Source organism: Streptomyces sp. NPDC001852 (assembly GCF_042891825.1).
GTDB lineage: Bacteria > Actinomycetota > Actinomycetes > Streptomycetales > Streptomycetaceae > Streptomyces.
This window is the reverse complement of the sequence record NZ_JBIATN010000034.1, coordinates 93374-114570: the sequence shown is the minus strand read 5'-3', so window position 1 is coordinate 114570 and position 21197 is coordinate 93374. Positions and strand designations below refer to the sequence as shown.

Below are 21197 nucleotides of genomic sequence, written 5' to 3'. Positions count from 1 at the left end.
CCCAGCCTTCGGCCGGGGGGACCCCCAGAGCACGCACCTGACGCCGCAGGGCCCGCCCTTCGGGCGGACGACGGGAGTTTGACGACAGGGCCTAGCGGTCGAACTTCCGGTAGGACGGGTCGAGGTCGCGGACCTCGGCGGAGGCGTGCAGCGCGACATGCGGGTCCGCCACATGCTTCCGGAGCAGCTCCAGGGCCGTCTCCGTGAGCCTCGCCTTCGTCTCGTCGCTGCGGCCGGCGAGGAGCCCGATCGTCACGTGCACGATGGCGTGCCCGCGCGCCTCGGGGTCCTCGTACCCGAACACCGTGTACGCGCTCGGCCGGAACTGCGTCTTGCAGGCCTCCGGCTTCGCCGCCGCGATCTCCACGGTCGCCTCGTGCAGCGCCCGGGCGAAGCCCTCGCGGTCGAAGGCGTTCTCCACGATGTCCGAGTAGTCGATGGTGATCTGCGGCATGCGCACTCCTGTTCTGCGGTGTCGGACCGACCCTACTTCGCCGCCCGCGTGAACACCGCCACCGTCCGCGCCGGGACGCTGAACGTGCCCGAGCCGGCTGCGTAGGAGGAGGTCTTCACCACCGGGTCGGCACCGGAGGCCTGCACCGGGTGCAGCCGGTACGGCGTCCCGGCCAGGTCGCCGATCCTCTGCTCCTGCCGCTCGGGCGTGGCGTTGAAGACGACGACCAGGTCACCGAGCTTCATCGTGATCACACCCGGCGTCTCGTCCTTGCCGGACAGCGGGAAGGACAGCGCGTCCTGCACCTGCGTGGCCGTGTCGAGCGAGAACGCCTTCTCGGTCGTGCGGATCCTCAGCAGGTCCTGGTAGGCGGCCGAGGCGCCGGTGATCTCGGGGCAGCCGACCTTCACGCTCGTGAGCAGCGGCCGGGCGTAGTCCCACTTGGACTGGTTGTCGGCGGCCATGGGCAGCCCGCGCCCGAAGCCGTTGCCGTCCGCGCAGTTCCAGTGGACGGCGTTGAACCAGTCCCCGCTGTCGAAGGAGTTGCGGTCCAGCGACTTCGAGCGCAGCAGGTCGGTGCCCGCCTGGGACAGGGACGGCCCCTGGGAGAGGGCTGCCGTGGCCATGGCCAGGACCTGCATGCGGGCCCGGTCGGAGGCAGCGGTGCCCTTCGGGAGCTTGTAGGTCAGGGCGTCGAAGAGGGACTCGTTGTCGTGCGCGTCCACATAGGTGAGGGCGTCGCCGGGTGCGTCCGCATAGCCGGCGGGCGAGCCGTTGTAGTCGATCTCCGCTCCGGTGACCTCCTTGCCGTCGGTGTCCGTGAAGTGGTACTTCGCGAGGTTTCCGGTCAGCCCGACCTTGATCAGGTCCTGGTAGTGCAGCAGACGGGCCTTCTGCTCCTCCTTCGAGCCGTTGGCGGTGGAGGAGTTGGGGTCGGTGTACAGCCCGGAGGCGAAGCCCTGGACGCCGGGGTCGGAGTCGAAGGGGCTGCCGCCGCGCACCGCGTCACGGGCGCGGTCGGAGAAGGTGGCGATGCCGGTGCCGGCCATGTTCGCCTGCGTGGCCTGCACGAACCGGGCGTCGTTGGCGACCTCGCCGAAGTTCCAGCCCTCTCCGTACAGGATGATCTTCTTGCCGTCGACGCCGTCCTTGGCGACGGTCAGCGCGTCCAGCGCCTTCCTGACCGCGAGGATGTTGGCCTTCGGGTGGTGGCCCATGAGGTCGAAGCGGAACCCGTCGACCTTGTACTCCCTGGCCCAGGTGACGATCGAGTCCACGACCAGCTTGCCCATCATCGCGTTCTCGGGGGCCGTGTTGGAGCAGCAGGTGCTGTTGGCCACCGAGCCGTCGGCGAGCAGCCGCTGGTAGTAGCCGGGCACGATCTTGTCGAGGACGGAGGTGTCCGCCTGGCCGCTGGCCGCCGTGTGGTTGTAGACGACGTCCATGACGACCCTGAGGCCGTCCTGGTTGAGCGCCTGGACCATCTTCCGGAACTGGACCGTACGGGCGGTGCCGTCCGGGTCGGTGGCGTACGAGCCCTCGGGGACCGTGTAGTGGTACGGGTCGTAGCCCCAGTTGAAGGCGTCCTTCGCGGCGGTCTTCGCCACGCACTCCTGCTGTTTGTCGGAGTCGGCCGGATAGGAGGCGAGGTCGCAGTCGGGGCTCGCCTGGTCGGCCTTCTTCTCCGGGACGGTGGCGAAGTCGAACGCGGGCAGCAGGTGGACGTACGACGTCCCGGACTTCGCCAGCTCCCTCAGGTGCCTGGAGCCGTCGCTGTTCCTGTCGGTGAAGGCCAGGTAGGTGCCCTGGTCCTCGGCCGGGACGGTCTTGTCGGCGACCGAGAAGTCCCGGATGTGCAGCTCCTGGATCTGCGCGTCCCTCAGCGGTACGGCCCTGGGCTTGTGCAGGGCCGACCAGCCGCTCGGGGCGAGGGCCTTGTCGTTCAGGTCGACGACGAGGCTGCGCCCGGAGTCGGCGGTGAGGGCGACCGAGTAGGGGTCGGTCACCTTGTTGGTCACCATCTTGCGGACGCTGGGCGCCCACACCTTCACGACGTACCGGTAGGGCTTGCCCTTCCAGGACGCCGGGCCGGTGACGGACCAGACGCCGGTGGTGTCGTCGCGGTGCATGGCGTGGGTCGAGCCGCCCAGCTCCAGTGCCACGCTCTGTGCCGTCGGCGCCCACACGGAGAGCGTCGGCTCACCGCCGTGGAAGACCGGCCCGAGCGCGGCCTTGGTGGCGCCGGGGTAGAGGTCGTCCAGCACGCCCGCGATCTGCACGCCGGTCGCGGCCAGGACGGCACCGTTGGCGGCGCGCTGCGAGGCGACCAGCTGGCCCTTCAGCGCCTCGCGCACCCGGTCCCGGTCGCGTGGGTCGACGGACCAGGCGGCGTAGTCCTTCAGATGGGGGAACTTCGCCTTCTGGGCGTCGGTCAGCGTGGTCTTCTCCAGCCGGATCCAGCGCTCGTCGTCGCTGCTCAGCGCCCCGTCCTTGACCGCGATCGAGCCGTCGTGGCTGTACAGCAGCTGGGTGGAGGCGGCGCCGTCCACGCCGTTCCAGGCGAGGGTGTTCCGGTCGATCCAGATCGCCTTGGAGGTGCTCAGGTCGAGGGCGGCCGAGCTGCCCGCCGGCTGCGGCAGCAGGTACTTCTCCTGGCCGTTCAACAGCCACACCTCGTAGCCGTCGGCCTTGAGATCGAGGGACTGGTCCGCTGCCAGATCCTTCTCGTCGCCCTTGTGGATGATGTAGCTGAGGCTGGTGGCACCCTCGGTGAGCGGCACCTCGAAGACCGCGCCATAGGCATCAGTCTTCACCGGCTTCAGCGGGTTCGACCAGTCGGTGGGGTTCGCGGCACCCGTCCAGACGTGCAGCCCCCAGCCGTCGTAGTTGCCGTCGGCCCGGTGGTAGTGGATGACCGCCTTGGTCCTGTCCTGCGCCGGGTAGTCGGGCTTCTGCGTCAGTACGTCCGGCTTCCCCTGCTCGACCCAGACCTCACCCGTCCTGGTGACGTCGATGCTCCGGTCGGCGGAGACGTCCTTGTTCCCGTTCTTGTCGACGACCAGGAAGCCCACGTTCGAGGCGCCCGGCTTGAGCTTGACGTAGGCGAAGGCGCCCCAGGCGTCGCGGCCGACGAAGGGGTGGCCGGCCGGCCAGGTGGTGGCCTCGCCGTCGGCGAGGTCGCCCCAGGCGTACAGGCCCCAGTTGTCGTAGTCGCCGTCGACGCGCTTGTAGTGCACGATCGCGTAGTCGCGGGAGGAGGCCGTGGGCACCTCGGGGGCGGGCGGGGTGCCCGAGGTGCTGGACGCCGTGGCGCTCGCGGTGTGCCCGGCGGAGTCGACCACCACGGCCTTGTAGCGCAGCGCGGTCCCGGCGGGTACGTCCTTGCCGAGGGTCTGGGTGACCTTGTAGGGGGCGTGGTCGGCGGAGCCGAGCACCTGCCACCTCGCGTCGCCGACCTGGGCGGCGAACACGACCCGGTCGAGCTGTCCGCCGTCGACGCCGGCCGTGATGTCCACCGTGCCGGTGGCGCCGGCGGCCGGGGCGGTCAGGGTGACCGCCGGCTCGGCGGCGGGCTTCGCGAGGGTGCCGGCGGCCTTGTAGACGACGGCGGACTCGGCCGGGACGGTGACGGTGACCTTGCGGTCGGCGTCGGAGGTCACGGAGCCGGTGGCGCCGTGGATGCCCCGGTACGACATTCCCGCCGAGCCGGTCGTGAAGGTCGCCGTCCGCGCCGAGTCGGCGTTGTTGAGGGCGACGACGTACTCCTGCCCGGTCTTCGCATCCGTGCGGGTGAAGGCGTAGACGCCCGCGCCGTCGGCCGCGTAGCGCTGGGTCTGGACTCCGTCGGTCAGGGCCGGGTTGGCCCTGCGGAGCTCGGAGAGCGCGGCGATCTGTCGGTACAGGGGCGCCGAGGTGTCGTAGGAATCGCTGGCGTGGGTGCGGTCGGTGCCGATCTCGTCGTCGTCCAGGTAGTCGGCGACCTTGGAGGCGAACATGGTCTGGCGGGCGTCCTTGTCGCCGCCGGAGCCGGTGAAGCCCTGTTCGTCGCCGTAGTAGACGACCGGGTTGCCGCGGCTGAGGAACATGAGCTCGTTGGCGAGCTCGTCCTTCTTCAGGATCTCGGCGTCGGTCGCCTTCGGGTTGTCCTGCTTCAGGAAGTACCCGATGCGGCCCATGTCGTGGTTGCCGAGGAAGGTGACCTGCTCGTACGCGTTGGCCTTGTCGGTCGTGTACTTGTAGTCGTCGCCGAAGACGCCCGCCAGTTTCTGGGCGCTCGCGCCCTGGGAGGCGTAGGCGCGGGCCGCGTCCTGGAACGGGAAGTCGAGGGTGGCGTCGAGGCGGCCCTGGGTGACGTACGGGGACGTGATGTTCGTGTCGGCCGAGTAGACCTCGCCGAACATGAAGAAGTTCTTCCGCCCGCGCGCCGCGGCGTACCTGTCGAGCGCGGTCGCCCACTGGGTCCAGAACGGCATGTCGACGTGCTTGACGGTGTCGATCCGGAAGCCGTCGACGGCGAAGTCCTTCACCCAGCGCTCGTAGATCCTCTCCATGCCGTGGACGACCTCGGGACGCTCCGTCCACAGGTCGTCCAGGCCGGAGAAGTCGCCGTAGGTGGTGGACTCACCGGCGTACGTCGAGTCGCCCCGGTTGTGGTACATCGTCGGGTCGTTGAGCCAGGCCGGGACCTTGGACTGGCTGGTGACCTGCGGGGTGTAGGGGAAAGAGCCGGTGTCGACGGCCGGGAACTCCCTGCGTCCGTCGGCGTAGTCGGCGTCGTCGAAGGGCCTGCCGTCCTTGGTCAGGTACGGGAAGGCGCCCTTGGACAGGTAGTCCGAGGACTGTTCCTTGTAGTCCACGACGTCGGCGGTGTGGTTGGTGATGACGTCGAAGAAGACCTTCATGCCCTTGGCGTGCGCCTTGGCGATGAGCGTCCTGAGGTCCTTGTTGGTGCCGAAGTGCGGGTCGACCTGGGTGAAGTCGGTGATCCAGTAGCCGTGGTAGCCCGCGGAGGCGTTGGTGCCGGTGCCCTGCACGGGCTTGTTCTTGAAGATCGGCGCCATCCAGATGGCGGTCGTGCCGAGGCCCTTGATGTAGTCGAGCCTCTTGGTCAGGCCCTTGAGGTCGCCGCCCTGGTAGAAGCCCTTGTCGGTGGGGTCGTAGCCGGTGCTGAGCCGGGAGCCGGTCAGTCCGCCCCTGTCGTTGGCGGTGTCACCGTTGGCGAAACGATCCGGCATGACGAAGTAGAACTGCTCGCGGGTGTCGTCGTGCCGGGCGGGTACGGCGGCGAGCTGCGCGTCCGACGGAGGCGCGGGCGGGGTGGCCGCCTGCGCGGCCAGTGGCTGGATCAGGGCGGCGGCGAGGGCCACGGCGGTGACGGCCGCGGCCCTTCTGCGGTGCGGGGTACGGCGCGTGCGAAGCGCCGGCCATCTCGGTATCACGGGCGGGAACTCCTAGCGATCGCGGCTCTCTTGGGTCCGACCCCGCGGGACCGTATCGCTAACGAAAGGTTTACAGCAAGGGGCTTGAAACTCACAGCAAGAACTTTCATCCGCTGCCTTGACGTGCCCTTCTCAACAGGCGCACTCTCACCGGTTGTTGAAACCCCACACTTCCCTTTCGGAGCCGCACATGACCAGGCACCGCCCCCCAGGTGTCGTCCGCCGCACCGCGACCGCCGCGGCCGCAGGCGCCCTCGCACTGGCCGGGGCCATGGCACTCCCGGCCACACCCGCACAGGCGGCCACCACCGCCAAGGGCGATGTCATCGCCAACCTGTGGGAGTGGAACTGGGACTCCATCGCCTCGGAGTGCACCAACGTGCTGGGGCCGGCCGGCTACGGCGCCGTCCAGGTGGCACCGCCCGAGGAGTCCCTCAAGCAGTCGTCGTCCTACTGGTGGGACGTCTACCAGCCCTACTCCTACGACCTGAACAGCCGCTTCGGCTCGCAGGCGAAGTTCGCCGCGATGATCACGGCCTGTCACAAGGCGGGCGTGAAGGTCTACACGGACGCGGTGATCAACCACACGGCCGCGCAGACCGGGACCGGCTACAACGGCACGACGATCACCGACAAGTACGACACCCCCGAGTGGAACCGCTCGGACTACCACGACTCGACCGACTGCCCCACCTCCGACCTCACCATCCAGGACTACTCCAACCTCACCCAGGTCCAGAACTGCGAACTGCTCGGCATGCCGGACCTGAGGACCGGCTCGGACACGGTCCGCACGGGGCTCGCGAACTACCTCAACTCCCAGCTGGCACTGGGCGTGGACGGTTTCCGCGTGGACGCCGCCAAGCACATCCCCGAGACCGACCTGGCGGCGATCGAGTCCAAGCTGACGAACACCACGTCCGGCTCGGCGCCGTACGTCTTCCAGGAGGTGTACCCGGGCTCCACACCACAGCCCTCCGACTACTACGCCTCCGGTGACGTCCTGGACTTCACCTACGCGAGCAGGCTGAAGTCGGCCTTCCAGGGCAACGTCTCCGACCTGTCCTCGATCGGCAGCAGCGGCATCCTGCCGGCCGCGAACTCGGTGTCCTTCGTGACGAACCACGACACCGAGCGCAACGGCCTCCACCTGTCCTACAAGGACGGCGACACCTACAAGCTCGCCAACCTCTTCGAGCTCGCCTACAAGTGGTCCACGCCCACGGTGTACGCCAGCTGGGAGTGGACCCAGAGCGACCAGGCCCCGCCGAACTCGTCCGGTTTCGTGACGGACACGGACTGCTCCGGCGGCGCCTGGTACTGCCTGGACCGCGACACGGCCGTGGTCGGCATGGTGGCCTGGCACAACGCGACCGACACGGCCGCGGTCTCCGACTGGCAGACCATGTCGTCGAACGTCATCGGCTTCGGGCGCAGCGGCAAGGGATTCTTCGCGCTGAACAACGGGACGAGCGCGGCCACCTACACCTTCACCACCGGGATGGCCGACGGCACGTACAAGAACGTGATCGACGGCGGCGCCTCCACGGTCACCGTCTCGGGCGGAAGCGCCTCGATCACCGTCCCGGCGAAAAGCGCGGTCGCCTTCTACAACTCGTCCTACACCTGCACGGTGGGCTGCTCCGACGCGGGCGGCAGCTCGGGCGACACGGTGGAAGCGACGTTCAACGAGTACGCCTCCACGACGCCCGGCACCAACGTCTACGTCGTCGGTTCCATCCCGGCCCTGGGCGGCTGGGACACCTCGAAGGCGGTGGCACTGTCCTCCTCCGGCTACCCGGAGTGGTCGGGTGAGGTGAGCGTGCCGGTCAACACGTCCTTCACCTTCAAGTACATGAAGAAGGACAGTTCCGGCAACGTGACCTGGGAGTCGAACGCCAACAGGTCGGCGACGACGACAACTTCGGCCCTCTCGCTCGACAATTCCTGGAACGTGGCGGACACGGACGCCACCGACGTCACCTTCAACGAGAACGCGACGACCGACTGGGGCACCAACGTCTACGTCGTCGGCTCGATCCCGTCCCTCGGCTCCTGGAACACGAGCGACGCCGTCCCCCTGTCCTCGGCGTCGTACCCGAACTGGAGCAGGCTGGTCATCGTCCCCAAGAGCACGACCTTCGCGTACAAGTACGTGAAGAAGGACGGCTCCGGGAACGTGACCTGGGAGTCCGGGACGAACCGCTCGTACACGACGGGCAGTTCGTCCGGCTACACGACGAGCGACACCTGGAAGTAGCTCAGCAGGTGCTCTTCCCTGCGTAGATCGCCAGTGCCGTGTTGGCACCCAGGGTGGCGGTGAACTGCCCAGCGGAGTTCACCGCCACCGTCGTGTTGTTCTGGACATTGCAGTACGTACCGGCGGGCAGGGAGGTCTGGTACGTGCGGGACTGTGCCGAGGACTCGTGGTTGATCGCCACATAGCCCTTGTCGCCCCGGCCGAAGGCGATCCAGTTGTTGCCGTTGTCCCACCAGTTCGTGACCGACTGACCGCGGGTCGCGTTGCGGAAGGCGACCATGCGGATGATCTCCGGCCAGGCGTGCTGGCACTTCCAGCCGTCCTGCCAGCAGGCGGTGACCTGGCCGTTGTTCGGCGGGCCGGCGTCCGCGTCGGACCACTCGTAGCCGGAGTTGATGTCGGGGGCGCCGTAGGGCCAGGCGAGCATGAAGACGTTGGCCAGGGTGTAGTCGGCGCCGTCCTTGTAGTTGAGGGTGCTGCCGTTGCGCTCGGTGTCGTGGTTGTCGACGAAGACGCCGGCCACCGAGCTGCTGAGATAGCCCCAGGGTTCGCCGAAGTTGTTCAGGTAGGCCAGCTTCTCGTTGTGGAAGACGCGCTTGAGGTCGTAGGCGTAGCGGAACTCCTGCACGTCCCCGTTGCCGGTGTACTCGGAGGGCTGGACGGCCTCGTTCGCGCCGTAGACGACCTCCTGCTTCCAGTAGACGGAAGGGTTGGCCAGGCGGGTCTTGATGTTCGCCAGGTCCTCGGCGGGTATGTGCTTGGCCGCGTCGATGCGGAAGCCGTCGGCGCCCAGGGAGAGCAGGTCGTTCATGTAACCGGCGATCGTCTTGCGGACGTACTCCTCGCCGGTGTCGAGGTCGGCCAGGCCGACCAGTTCGCAGTGCTGGACGTTCCAGCGGTCCTGGTAGTTGGTGACCTGGGAGGTGCAGTCGTCGAAGTCGGGATACGAGTACAGGCCCGGATAGTCGTACTTGCTGTACGTCGAGCCTCCGGTGCCGGTGCCGCTGCCCGCGGACATGTGGTTGATGACGGTGTCCACGACGACCTTCAGGCCGGCCGCGTGACAGGTGTCGATCATGTTCTTGAAGGCGGTGCGGTCGCCGAGGCGGCCCGCGATCCTGTACGACACCGGCTGGTACGAGGTCCACCACTGCGAGCCCTGTATGTGCTCGGCGGGCGGGGAGACCTGGACGTAGCCGTATCCGGCGGGGCCGAGGGTGGTGGTGCACTCGCGGGCCACCGAGGCGTAGTTCCACTCGAAGAGGACGGCGGTGACGTCCTTGGTGCCGGGCGGGGAGGCCTCGGCGGTTCCGGTGGGGAAGGTCAGCGAGGCCGCCAGGCCGGCCGCGAGGGCGGCGGTGGCGGCCAGAGTTCTCCTGGCCATGTGTACTCCTGCACTCCGTCGTGCGGGTGGGGGGCGGTACGTGCGGCGGTCGCGGGCGGCGCGCTTCCGCGCGGGATCGGCACAGTCGTTGTCCGCGCGACTTTTGCCTCGCTCAACCACATCGAACGTGTGCCGGACCGTACCCCTCGCCGTCATGTTTCAGCAAGATGCCGTAAAGGTTTCCAACTGGCGTCCTGACGAGGCCGGTTCGGGCGTCGCAGGCTCCGCAGCGCAACGCTCGCGCGTGCGCGCACCCTGCCGGTACCTGCGCGCGGTCGGCTGCCGAGCCGGTTCTACGACCGTTCCTGGGGGGAGGCGTCGGCGAGATGATGCCGCAGCCATCCGGCGCTGCTTCTGTGCCCGCTCGCTCTGGTCGGCGTAGCCGCTCACACCGCCCCCAGCGGGAGAAGGACACCGCCGTCGGCCGTTGCTTCCGCTCCGCCCGCCTTGTGTCCCTCGCCGACACGTCTCCGAGCCGGACGCTGTCGGCCAGGTCGGCCCGCTGATGACGCCCGAGGGAGTGCGGCGGGCATGCCGAGCTGATCGCGGCGGGCGGACGGTACGCCGGGCTGTTCCGGCGGCAGGCCGCGGGGTACGTGCGGTGATCGCGGTCCTGTGCGCCCTCGCCGTCGTGGCCGCGCCCCTGCTGTGGATCCGCCGCCGTACCGTTGTGATCACCGTGCGGGGGGTGAGCATGCGGGCCCACGCCCGAGGCCGGCGACGTGCCGATCGGACGCCGGGCGCCGACCGGTCGGGCTGGAGCCGACCGGACCGGCGGGCGCCCCGTGGACGGGCCGCTGACAAGCCGGCGAAGGGAAAACGGAACGTGCCGGTAACGGAAACGTCACGCTTGCAGGATCTTGCAGAAATCTTCTTGCAACGCCTTTCGCAAGGAGTTGCAGGCTTGCTACGTTCCTCCCGCGCCCGGCGGCCGTCGATTGGGACAGACGGCACCCGCGGTCCTCCCAAGGGATGATCCGGGCACCCCTCTTCTAGGAGTCCATATGCGACGTGGCATATCGATCGCCGCCGCGGTCACCGTGATCGCCCTTTCCGCCACCGCCTGCGGCAGCTCGGACAACAGTTCGTCGGGCAAGCCGAAGGACCCGAAGGCCGTCTCCGGCACGATCACGTACTGGGACACCTCGGACGCGGCGACCGAAGCCCCGACGTACAAGGCCCTGATCCAGCAGTTCGAGGCCAAGTACCCGAAGATCAAGGTGAACTACCAGAACGTCCCGTTCACCGACGTCGAGCAGAAGTTCAAGTCGGCCGCCAAGAGCGGCAAGGGCGCCCCGGACGTCGTCCGCACCGACGTGGGCCTGATGGCGGAGTACGCCTCGCTGGGCTACATCGCCCCGCTCGACGGCACGCCCGCGCTGCAGAACGCCTCGGACTTCAACTCCGGCCCGATGAACACCGCCAAGTACAACGGCAAGACCTACGGCGCCCCGTCGGTCACCGACACCCTCGGCCTGCTGTACAACAAGGACCTGTTCAAGAAGGCCGGCATCAGCAAGGCGCCGACCACCTGGGACGAGTTCGTCGCCGACGCCAAGACCATCAAGAAGAAGACCGGCGCCTACGGCACCTACCTGAACCCGGACTCCTACTTCCTGCTCCCGCTGCTCTACAGCAACGGCGCGGACATGGCCGACCCGTCCGCGAAGAAGATCACGATCAGCGACCCCGCCGCGGTCAAGGCGCTCACCACCGCCAAGCAGATCAATGACGAGGCCTCGATGAAGGTCGACTTCGCGAACGCCTACCAGAACATGCAGACGGCCTTCAAGGACGGCAAGGTCGCCATGCTGATCCAGGGCCCCTGGTCCGTCAGCGACGACCTGACCGGCTCGGCGTTCAAGGGCAAGGAGGACAACCTCGGCTACGCGCCCGTCCCGGCCGGCGCCGGCGGCAAGGCCCAGGCCCCGACCGGCGGTCACAACCTGGCCGTGTACCAGGGCTCGCAGAACCTCGACGCCAGCTACCTGTTCACGCAGTTCATGACGTCCACCGCGAGCCAGGTCACCATCGCGGAGAAGACCGGCACGCTGCCCACCCGCAAGTCGGCCTACACCTCCGCCGTCCTGGCCAACGCCAAGATCGCCGGCTTCAAGCCGATCCTGGAGCAGACCGCCCGCCCGCGCGTCGCGCTTCCGCAGGTCGGTTCGCTCTTCACGCCGCTCGCCCAGAACTACGTGAAGATCCTGCAGGGCGACGAGTCGGTCAAGGCCGGTCTGGACACCACCGCCAAGCAGTTCCAGCAGCTGCTGCCCGGCTACTCCATCGGCTGATCCGCATCTTTGTAGCCGAACGGTAATCGAAGACACGCAGCCCCGGGGACTCACGTTTCCCCGCTGCCGCCCCGACCGGGGCTCCCCGGGGCTGCGGGAACCACCAGACTTCCGCCGCGAAAGAGCCGATGACCATGACGACCGCAGCGAGCACCGGACACTCCGACAAGACAGCGCGAGGCGAGCAGCCCCCGCGCCCCGCACGCGTTTCGGCGCTCAGGCGGTCGTGGGACAAGTACTGGTACGCCTGGGCGATGGTGACCCCGGTCGCCGTCGTCATGGCCGTACTGGTCCTCTATCCGCTGGGATACGGCGTCTACCAGTCGCTGACCGACGCCAACGAGGCGAACGTCGCCACCACCATCGGCGCCTTCCACCGCCCGGCGACCTACCACTTCGTCGGCCTCGACAACTACTGGCACGTCCTGTCGGGCTCGGACAGCGACTTCTACCCCCGGCTGGTCTGGACGATCGTCTGGACCGTGTCCTGCGTCGCTCTCCAGGTCGGCCTCGGCATGGGTCTCGCGGTCCTGCTCAACCGCAAGATGCGGCTGCGGGGCTTCTACCGCGCGATGCTGATCCTGCCCTGGGCCGTCCCGTCGTTCATCGGCGTCTTCGCCTGGCGGCTGATGCTCAACTCCCAGTACGGCGTCTTCAACGACATCATCACCGCCGTCGGACTGCCCCAGCAGGACTGGCTCGGCACCCCGCTGGCCCAGAAGATCGCCGTCATCATGGTGAACGTCTGGATCGGCATCCCCTTCAACATGGTCGCCGTCCTCGGCGGTCTGCAGTCGATCCCGAAGGAGCTGTACGAGGCGGCCGAGATGGACGGCGCCTCGCCCTGGCAGCGCTTCGTCAACGTCACCCTGCCCGGCCTGCGCCCGGTGACGAACACCGTGATCCTGCTGGGCTGCATCTGGACGTTCAACATGTTCAACGTCATCTACCTGCTGCTGGGCAACAACACCACCGGCGACACCGACATCCTCGTCACCTTCGCCTTCCGCAAGGCCTTCACCGGCGTCTCGGACTACGCGGGAGCGGCGACCTACGGGATCATCATCCTCGCCCTCCTGATGGCCTTCTCGACGTTCTACCGCCGCAGCACCCTGAAGTCCGAGCAGGCGTAAGGAGCCCTCGTCATGACCGCAGCAACGCACGAGACCGCCGCGCCCGCCGGCTCCGCCGCCCAGCCCGCCCCCGCCGCCCGCCCCCGCAAGGCGCGCGGCCGGGAGGAGCGCGGCACCGGGGCCTCCCTCGCCCTGCACGGCACCCTGATCCTCGCGACCCTGATCGCGGCCTTCCCCGTGGTGTGGATCCTCTTCATCTCGCTCGGTCCGAAGGACGCCTGGCAGCAGCCCAGCAAGGTGCTGGACGACTTCAGCCTGCACAACTACAGCGACGTGCTGTCCCACTCGGACCTGCCCAAGTGGTTCCTGAACACCGTCGTCGTGGCGGGCGGCACCACCGTGCTCGGCGTCTTCCTCGCGGCGACCGCCGGCTACGCCGTCTCCCGGATGAGGTTCCCGGGCAGCAAGCAGCTGATGTGGACCTTCCTGGTCACCCAGATGTTCCCCAGCATCGTGCTGATCGTCCCGCTGTACCTGCTGATGTCCGAGCTGAACCTGCTGGACAACTACCTCGGCCTGATCCTGGCGTACGCGACCACGGCGGTGCCGTTCTGCGCCTGGATGATGAAGGGCTACTTCGACACCATCCCCAAGGAGATCGACGAGGCGGGCCGGGTGGACGGCCTCACCCCGTTCGGCACCTTCTGGCGGCTGATCGTGCCCCTGGCCAGGCCGGGTCTGGCGGTGACCGCGTTCTACAGCTTCCTCACCGCCTGGGGCGAGGTCGCCTACGCCACCCAGTTCATGCAGTCCGACCACTACACGCTCGCGGTCGGCATCCGCACCTTCGCGCAGGACCAGCGGCCCGACTGGGCGTGGACCTCGGCCACGGCGATCATCATCACCATCCCGGCGGCCATCGTCTTCATGCTGGTGCAGCGCAGCCTGGTCTCCGGACTGACGGCCGGCGGTACCAAGTCCTGAGCGCCGGCCGCGGCCGGGCGGGCACCCCGCCCGGCCCCCACTCGTCAGCAAGCGCTTTTGTCGTTCCCCCCGCACCCTTAAGGGAATCCATGACCCAGCACGTCACCGACGCAGTCCCCACCGACGCCTCCTCCGCCGCCTCCGGGCGCCGGGAGTGGTGGCGCGACGCGGTCATCTACCAGGTTTATCCGCGCAGTTTCGCCGACGGCAACGGCGACGGCATGGGCGACCTGCCCGGCATCCGCTCCCGTCTGCCGTACCTGAAGAAGCTGGGTGTCGACGCCGTCTGGCTCTCGCCGTTCTACGCCTCGCCACAGGCGGACGCCGGCTACGACGTCGCCGACTACCGCGCGGTGGACCCGATGTTCGGCACCCTCACGGACGCCGACGACCTGGTGCGCGAGGCGCACGCCCTGGGCCTGCGGGTCATCGTCGACGTGGTGCCCAATCACTGCTCCGACCAGCACGAGTGGTTCAAGCAGGCGCTGCGCGAGGGGCCCGGTTCGCCGCTGAGGGAGCGCTTCCACTTCCGGCCTGGCAAGGGCGCGAACGGGGAACTGCCCCCCAACGACTGGGAGTCGATCTTCGGCGGCCCGGCCTGGACCCGGGTCGCGGACGGCGAGTGGTACCTGCACCTGTTCGCGCCGGAGCAGCCCGACTTCAACTGGGACCACCCCGCCGTGCACGACGAGTTCCGCTCCATCCTGCGGTTCTGGCTCGACCTCGGCATCGACGGCTTCCGCATCGACGTCGCCCACGGTCTGGTGAAGGCGCAGGGGCTGCCGGACATCGGCCGCGAGGAACAGGTCAAGCTGCTCGGCACCGAGGCGGTGCCGTACTTCGACCAGGACGGCGTGCACGAGATCTACCGCGGCTGGCGGCGCATCCTCGACGAATACCAGGGCGAGCGGATCGCCGTCGCCGAGGCGTGGACGCCGACGGTGGAGCGCAGCGCCCTGTACATCCGCCCCGACGAACTCCACCAGGCCTTCAACTTCTCCTATCTGACCACCGGCTGGAACGCGGAGGACCTGCGCGACGTCATCGACCGCTCGCTCAGCGCCATGAACACCGTGCACGCGCCCGCGACCTGGGTGCTGTCCAACCACGACGTGGTCCGGCACTCCACGCGCCTCGCGGAAGGGGACGAGGCGCGTGGTCTGCGCCGGGCCAGGGCGGCGACGCTGCTGATGCTCGCGCTGCCCGGCTCGGCGTACCTCTACCAGGGCGAGGAGCTCGGCCTGCCCGAGGTCGTCGACCTGCCCGACGAGGTTCGTCAGGACCCCGCCTTCTTCCGCAGCTCGGGCCAGGACGGCACGCGCGACGGCTGCCGGGTGCCGCTGCCGTGGTCGGGCCAGGAGGCGCCGTTCGGCTTCGGTCCGGTCGCGGGCGGCCCCAGCTGGCTGCCGCAGCCCGCGGACTGGGGGCACCTGACCGTCGAGGCACAGGACGGCGACCCCACCTCCACGCTGGAGTTCTACCGCAGCGCGCTCGCCGTGCGCCGCGAGCACCCGGCGCTCGGCGCCGGCCGCCAGATCGCCTGGCTGGACAGCCCCGAGGGCGTGCTGGCGTTCCGCCGTGACACGGCCGAGGGTTCCTTCGTCTGCACCGTCAACCTCACCGCCGCACCCGTCGCCCTGGCCACGCCCGGCACCCTGCTGCTCGCCAGCACCGACGTCCAGCCGGGCCCCGGGACGACGCAGCTCCCCGCGGATTCCACCGTCTGGTGGGCAGTCTGACATGCGGCCGGTACAGTCCAATCCTGTGACCACACGGCTTGCCGACATCGCTGCGCAAGCGGGGGTGAGCGAAGCGACCGTCAGCCGGGTCCTCAACGGGAAGCCGGGCGTCGCCGCCACCACCCGCCAGTCCGTGCTCGCCGCGCTGGACGTCCTGGGCTACGAGCGCCCGGTACGGCTGCGGCAGCGCAGCGAGGGGCTGGTCGGTCTGATCACCCCGGAGCTGGAGAACCCGATATTCCCGGCCCTGGCCCAGGTCATCGGCCAGGCGCTGACCCGGCAGGGTTACACCCCCGTCCTGGCCACGCAGACCCCTGGCGGGTCGACGGAGGACGAGCTGACCGAGATGCTCGTCGACCGGGGAGTGGCGGGCATCATCTATGTCTCCGGGCTGCACGCGGACACCACCGCCGACATGGAGCGCTACGAACGGCTGCGGGCCCAGGGCGTGCCGTTCGTCCTCGTCGACGGCTTCTCGCCCAAGGTGCAGGCGCCCTTCATCTCGCCCGACGACCGGGCGGCCATGAACCTGGCGGTGACGCACCTGGTGTCGCTGGGGCACACCCGCATAGGCCTGGCCCTCGGGCCCAAGCGCTTCGTCCCCGTGCAGCGCAAGATCGAGGGCTTCGTGCGCGCGATGCAGGACCAGCTGGGCCTGACCCCGGAGGAGACGGAGTCCCGGCTGATCCAGCACTCGCTGTACACGCTGGAGGGCGGTCAGGCGGCCGCCAAGGCGCTCATCGAGCGGGACTGCACGGCCGTCGTCTGCGCCAGCGACATGATGGCGCTGGGTGCGATACGAGCGGCGCGGCAGCTGGGTCTCGAGGTGCCCCGGGACGTCTCGGTGGTGGGCTTCGACGACTCGACGCTGATCGCCTTCACCGACCCGCCGCTGACCACGGTCCGCAAGCCGGTACCGGCGATGGGCCAGGCCGCGGTGCGCACGCTGCTGGAGGAGATCGGCGGGACGCCCGCGCCGCACAGCGAGTTCGTGTTCATGCCGGAGCTGGTGGTGCGCGGTTCGACCGATTCGGCACCGCATGTCGTCCGTACGCCGTAGAAGGTGCGTCCCGGACCCGACCTTGGGATGATCAGGCGAGGAAGCCTTTTCTGGCAGACTTGATGGCTATGAGTGACTCGACCGTGACGCAGTCGGAAGGTCGCGAGGAGGTGGCCGTTCCTCGCACCGTCACGGGCGAGGACGGACGGGGGCCACTGGGTCGGCTGCGCCGGCCGCGCCGGCCCCGGCTCTGGTTCGAGATCCTTCTGATCGCGGTGAGTTACTGGACGTACTCGCTGATCCGCAACGCCGTGCCGGAGCAGAAGGGCAAGGCGCTGCGCAACGCCCACTGGATCTGGGGTGCCGAGCACCATCTGGGCATCGCCGTCGAGCGGTCCGTCAACCATGCGGCGAACTCGGTGACTTGGCTGATCATCGGGATGAACTACTACTACGCCACGCTGCACTTCGTCATCACGATCGGTGTGCTGGTGTGGTTGTACCGGTGGCATCCGGGGCGTTACGCAGCGGCGCGGCTGACGCTGTTCGCGACCACCGGTGTGGCTCTCGCCGGTTACTACCTGTTTCCGCTCGCGCCGCCCCGGTTGATGCGGGGCGGGCACTTCGTGGACACGGTGATGGTGCACCACACGTGGGGGTCGATGGCCTCCGGCGATCTGAAGCACATGTCGAACCAGTACGCGGCGATGCCGTCGATGCACATCGGCTGGTCGCTGTGGTGCGGCCTGACGATCTTCGCGCTCGCGTCCGTGCCGTGGGTGCGGGTGCTGGGCCTGCTCTACCCGGCGACCACCCTGCTGGTCATCGTCGCCACGGCCAACCATTTCTGGCTGGACGCCGTGGGCGGCGTGCTCTGCCTGGCCTTCGGCTTCACGGTGGCGCGGGTGTGGTACGGCACGCTGCCGCACGGGCTGCCGCGGGTGGTCCCGGCGGCGGCCCGCGAACCGGTCGGTGCCGCTCAGTCCGCGTAGGCCGGTCCACGTGGCTCAGTCCGCGTAGAACAGCTCCTCCACCACCGTGCGTGCCCTGCGGGTGGTACGGCGGTACGCGTCCAGCATGTCCCCGGCGTGCCCGGCGCCGTAGCCCAGGTAGCGGCCCACGGCGGACAGCTCGCGCGGCTCGGTGGGGAAGGTGTCCCCGGCCCGGCCGCGCACCAGCATCACCGCGTTGCGCACCCTCGTCGCCAGCACCCACGCCTCGTCCAGGATCTCCGCCTCCTCGGCGGACAGCAGCCCGGCCTCGCGGGCGGCAGCCAGCGCCTGGCGGGTGCGGGTGGTGCGCAGGCCGGGCTGCTCCCAGCCGTGCCGGAGCTGGAACAGCTGGACGGTCCACTCGACGTCGGACAGCCCGCCCGGACCCAGCTTGGTGTGCAGCTTCGGGTCGGCGCCGCGCGGCAGGCGCTCGGACTCCATCCGTGCCTTCAGCCGGCGGATCTCGCGTACGGCGTCCTCGCCGAGGCCGTGGACCGGGTAGCGCAGGGGGTCGATCAGCTCGGTGAAGCGGCGCGCCAGGTCCTCGTCCCCGGCGACCGGCTCGGCCCGCAGCAGCGCCTGGGACTCCCAGACGAGGGACCAGCGGCGGTAGTACGCCTCGTACGACTTCAGGGTGCGCACCAGCGGGCCCGACTTGCCCTCAGGGCGCAGACCGGCGTCGATGAGCAGCGCCGGGTCGGCGCTGGGCAGCTGGAGCAGACGGCGCATCTCGGCGACGACCTTGTTCGCGGCGGCGGCCGCCTCGTGCTCGTCCACACCGTCCTGCGGCTCGTGCACGAAGACGACGTCCGCGTCGGAGCCGTAGCCCAGCTCGTGGCCGCCGAACCGGCCCATCCCCATGATCGCGAACCGGGTGGGCAGCGTGTCCCCCCAGCCGTCGCGGACCACCGCGCGCAGGGTGCCCGCGAGGGTGGCCGCGGTGAGGTCGGAGACGGCGGCCCCCACCCGGTCCACCAGGGCCCCCTGGTCGGCCTCCGCGGGGCTGGTCTCGGTGCCGTAGGAGCCGACGATGTCGGCGGCGGCCACGCGGAACAGCTCGCGCCGGCGCACGCCGCGGGCCGCGGTGACGCCCTGCTCGGCGTTCTCCGCGCGGCCCACGGCGGCCAGGATCTCCTGCTCCAGGTGGGCGCGCCCGCGGGGCTCGAGGCCGGCGCCGTCGCCGTCGCCCAGCAGGGCCACCGCCTCGGGGGCGCGCATGAGGAGATCGGGGGCGAGGCGGCCCGCCGACAGCACGCGGGCCAGGTTCTCCGCGGCCGCACCCTCGTCCCGGAGCAGGCGCAGGTACCAGGGGGTCTTGCCGAGCGCGTCGGAGACCTTGCGGAAGTTCAGCAGGCCCGCGTCCGGGTCCGCCGAGTCGGCGAACCAGCCGAGGAGGACGGGAAGCAGGGTGCGCTGGATGGCCGCCTTGCGGGTCACGCCGGAGGCGAGTGCCTCGAGGTGGCGCAGGGCGGCCGCCGGGTCGGCGTAGCCGAGGGCGACGAGGCGCTCGCGGGCCGCCTCGGGGCTCAGGCGGGCCTCGCCGGGGGCGAGCTGGGCGACCGCGTCGAGCAGCGGGCGGTAGAAGAGCTTCTCGTGCAGCCTGCGTACGACGCCGGTGTGCCGCTTCCACTCGCGGTTCAGCTCGGCCACCGGGTCGGTGCGCAGGCCGAGGGAGCGGCCGAGGCGCCGCTGGTCCTCCTCCGCGACCGGGACGAGGTGGGTGCGGCGCAGGCGGTAGAGCTGGATGCGGTGCTCCATCGCGCGCAGGAAGCGGTACGCCTCGCCCAGGCGGGCGGCGTCCTCGCGGCCGACGTAGCCTCCGGCTGCCAGGGCCTGGAGGGCGTCGAGGGTGGTGCCGCTGCGCAGGCTCTGGTCGGTGCGGCCGTGCACCAACTGCAGGAGCTGGACGGCGAATTCGACATCGCGGAGGCCGCCGGGGCCGAGTTTGAGCTCGCGTTCGATCTCGGACGCGGGGATGTTCTCGACCACGCGCCGGCGCATCTTCTGGACGTCCGTCACGAAGTTCTCGCGCTCGGCCGCCTTCCAGACCATGGGTTCGAGGGCGTCGACGTACGCGTGGCCCAGTTCCGCGTCGCCCGCCACCGGGCGGGCCTTGAGCAGGGCCTGGAACTCCCAGGTCTTCGCCCAGCGTTGGTAGTAGGCGAGGTGGGAGGAGAGGGTGCGGACCAGGGGGCCGTTGCGGCCCTCGGGGCGGAGGTTGGCGTCCACCGGCCAGATGGAGCCCTCCACGGTGGTCTCCGAGCAGATCCGCATCAGGTGCGAGGCGAGGCGGGTGGCGGCGGTGAGCGCCTTGGCCTCGGTGGTGCCCTCGGCCGCCTCGGCCACGAAGATCACGTCCACGTCGGAGACGTAGTTCAGCTCGTGGCCGCCGCACTTGCCCATCGCGATCACCGCGAGGCGGCAGGCGGCGGCGTCGGCGGGGGCCTGCGCCTGCGCGATGGCCAGGGCGGCGCGGAGGGTGGCGGTGGCGAGGTCGGCGAGTTCGGCGGCCGTCTCGGCGACGTCCGTGGTGCCGCAGACGTCGCGGGCGGCGATGGAGAGCAGACAGCGGCGGTAGGCGATGCGGAGGGAGACGGGGTCGGTGGCCTCGGCCAGGCCGCGCTCGAACTCCTCGACGCCCGGGTGCAGGTCCCGGGGCTCGTAGGTGACCAGGGCGTGCCAGTCGCCCGGGTGGCGGGCCAGGTGGTCGGCGAGGGCGGCGGAGGCGCCGAGAACGCCGAGGACGCGGTCGCGCAGCGGCTTGGCCGCGATGAGGGTGTCCAGCAGTTCACGGTGGGCCGTGGGGCCGTCCTGGGCCTCCAGGAGGCGGACCAGGCCGTGCAGGGCGAGGTCGGGGTCGGCGGTGGCGCCCAGGGCTTCCAGGAGGACGGGATCGTTGCGGACGGGGGTGAGTTCCGGGCCGTCGAGGAGCCCTTCCGCGGCGGAGGGGTCGGTGAAGCCGTGCCGGAGCAGGCGGGTGAAGGTACTGCTTCTGCGCCCCGGCGTCATCTCCGTGGCCTCCCCTTGCGTGCGGCTGCGACAGATCGTCCTGGCCAGAGCCTAACCGGAGGGGGCGCGGGGGGCTCCGGGCGCGTGACCCTCGCGGGACAGCGGCGGGGTTACTGCGGGTGCGCGTCCCTGCCCGGGGGGGGGCGTGGTCCCCTGCGGGTACCCGCCCCTCACCGGGACGGGAGCACGGCTGCGTGCGGGTCCCCCCGCAGGGCCGGGGGGACTACGAGTGCCGCCCCTCACCAGGACGGGAGCATGACTGCCTGCGGGTCCCGCATGGCGCCCGGGGCGTGGTCACTGCGGGTGCGCGTCCCTCACCGGGGGGGTGGTCGTCGCTGCAAGTGCGCGTCCCTCACGGGCCGGGGGCGTAGTCACTGCGGGTGCGCGTCCCTCACCGAGAGTGGTTGTCGCTGCGCGTGTGTGTCCTCGCGGGGCGGGGGCATGGGCACTGTGCGTGCGTGTCCCCTGCGGGGGGGCATGGTCGTTGCGCGTGCGCGCGCGGACACCGCCCGCCACGCGTCCCCTCCCCGCCGTGCGCGGGTGCAGGTGCGGCCAGTAGTTCATCCGCTC

Annotated in this window: 11 protein-coding genes; 7 read left to right on the top strand and 4 right to left on the bottom strand. The window is 69.8% G+C overall.

The genetic code is table 11. The features are described from left to right. Nucleotides 1–91: 91 nt before the first annotated feature. Entirely contained in the window at nt 92–454 is a 363-nt protein-coding gene (locus ACFYZB_RS39680) for a 5-carboxymethyl-2-hydroxymuconate Delta-isomerase (RefSeq protein WP_388766715.1), read from the bottom strand. Between the two features lie 32 nt (nt 455–486). Then, nucleotides 487–5892 carry a pullulanase-type alpha-1,6-glucosidase gene (gene pulA, locus ACFYZB_RS39675; RefSeq protein WP_388766714.1) on the bottom strand — a complete coding sequence of 1802 codons (5406 nt, stop codon included), beginning with the start codon at nt 5890–5892 and terminating at the stop codon, nt 487–489. 190 nt (nt 5893–6082) lie between these two features. Here pulA and ACFYZB_RS39670 point away from each other — a divergent pair, with 190 nt between their 5' ends. Beyond that, the gene (locus ACFYZB_RS39670) at nt 6083–8152 is read left to right on the top strand and encodes a carbohydrate-binding module family 20 domain-containing protein (protein WP_388766713.1); all 2070 of its coding nucleotides are present in this window, start codon (nt 6083–6085) and stop codon (nt 8150–8152) included. A 1-nt stretch (nt 8153) separates the two neighbouring features. On the opposite strand, the gene ACFYZB_RS39665 is transcribed toward ACFYZB_RS39670, so the two are convergent. After that, nucleotides 8154–9536, bottom strand: a complete 1383-nt coding sequence (locus tag ACFYZB_RS39665) for an alpha-amylase family protein (protein WP_388766712.1) — start codon at nt 9534–9536, stop codon at nt 8154–8156. Between the two features lie 1004 nt (nt 9537–10540). On the opposite strand from ACFYZB_RS39665, the gene ACFYZB_RS39660 reads away from it, so the two are divergent. The 6 genes from ACFYZB_RS39660 (at nt 10541) to ACFYZB_RS39635 (ending at nt 17618) form a co-directional block, all read left to right on the top strand. Beyond that, nucleotides 10541–11830, top strand: coding sequence for an extracellular solute-binding protein (locus ACFYZB_RS39660; protein ID WP_388766709.1), 1290 nt, complete (start codon nt 10541–10543; stop codon nt 11828–11830). A 128-nt stretch (nt 11831–11958) separates the two neighbouring features. After that, a complete protein-coding gene (locus ACFYZB_RS39655; RefSeq protein ID WP_388766708.1) occupies nt 11959–12963 on the top strand; it encodes a carbohydrate ABC transporter permease in 1005 nt (334 codons plus the stop codon). Nucleotides 12964–12975: 12 nt separating this feature from the next. Then, complete coding sequence (locus ACFYZB_RS39650) at nt 12976–13887, top strand: sugar ABC transporter permease (RefSeq protein ID WP_388766706.1); 912 nt, start codon at nt 12976–12978, stop codon at nt 13885–13887. Nucleotides 13888–13976: 89 nt separating this feature from the next. After that, complete coding sequence (locus tag ACFYZB_RS39645) at nt 13977–15626, top strand: glycoside hydrolase family 13 protein (protein ID WP_388766704.1); 1650 nt, start codon at nt 13977–13979, stop codon at nt 15624–15626. 25 nt (nt 15627–15651) lie between these two features. Then, entirely contained in the window at nt 15652–16686 is a 1035-nt protein-coding gene (locus tag ACFYZB_RS39640; protein WP_388766703.1) for a LacI family DNA-binding transcriptional regulator, read from the top strand. A 68-nt stretch (nt 16687–16754) separates the two neighbouring features. Further along, a complete protein-coding gene (locus ACFYZB_RS39635; RefSeq protein WP_388766702.1) occupies nt 16755–17618 on the top strand; it encodes a phosphatase PAP2 family protein in 864 nt (287 codons plus the stop codon). A 15-nt stretch (nt 17619–17633) separates the two neighbouring features. Here the strand turns inward: ACFYZB_RS39635 and ACFYZB_RS39630 are convergent, their stop codons facing one another. Beyond that, nucleotides 17634–20627, bottom strand: a complete 2994-nt coding sequence (locus ACFYZB_RS39630) for a bifunctional [glutamine synthetase] adenylyltransferase/[glutamine synthetase]-adenylyl-L-tyrosine phosphorylase (RefSeq protein WP_388766700.1) — start codon at nt 20625–20627, stop codon at nt 17634–17636. Between the last annotated feature and the right edge of the window lie 570 nt (nt 20628–21197).

Coding starts and splice junctions, on each gene's coding strand:
- ACFYZB_RS39680 (WP_388766715.1), bottom strand. CDS start 454: ATGCCGCAGATCACCATCGACTACTCGGACATCGTGGAGAACGCCTTC.
- ACFYZB_RS39645 (WP_388766704.1), top strand. CDS start 13,977: ATGACCCAGCACGTCACCGACGCAGTCCCCACCGACGCCTCCTCCGCC.
- ACFYZB_RS39650 (WP_388766706.1), top strand. CDS start 12,976: ATGACCGCAGCAACGCACGAGACCGCCGCGCCCGCCGGCTCCGCCGCC.
- ACFYZB_RS39665 (WP_388766712.1), bottom strand. CDS start 9,536: ATGGCCAGGAGAACTCTGGCCGCCACCGCCGCCCTCGCGGCCGGCCTG.
- ACFYZB_RS39630 (WP_388766700.1), bottom strand. CDS start 20,627: ATGACGCCGGGGCGCAGAAGCAGTACCTTCACCCGCCTGCTCCGGCAC.
- ACFYZB_RS39655 (WP_388766708.1), top strand. CDS start 11,959: ATGACCATGACGACCGCAGCGAGCACCGGACACTCCGACAAGACAGCG.
- ACFYZB_RS39660 (WP_388766709.1), top strand. CDS start 10,541: ATGCGACGTGGCATATCGATCGCCGCCGCGGTCACCGTGATCGCCCTT.
- ACFYZB_RS39635 (WP_388766702.1), top strand. CDS start 16,755: ATGAGTGACTCGACCGTGACGCAGTCGGAAGGTCGCGAGGAGGTGGCC.
- ACFYZB_RS39670 (WP_388766713.1), top strand. CDS start 6,083: ATGACCAGGCACCGCCCCCCAGGTGTCGTCCGCCGCACCGCGACCGCC.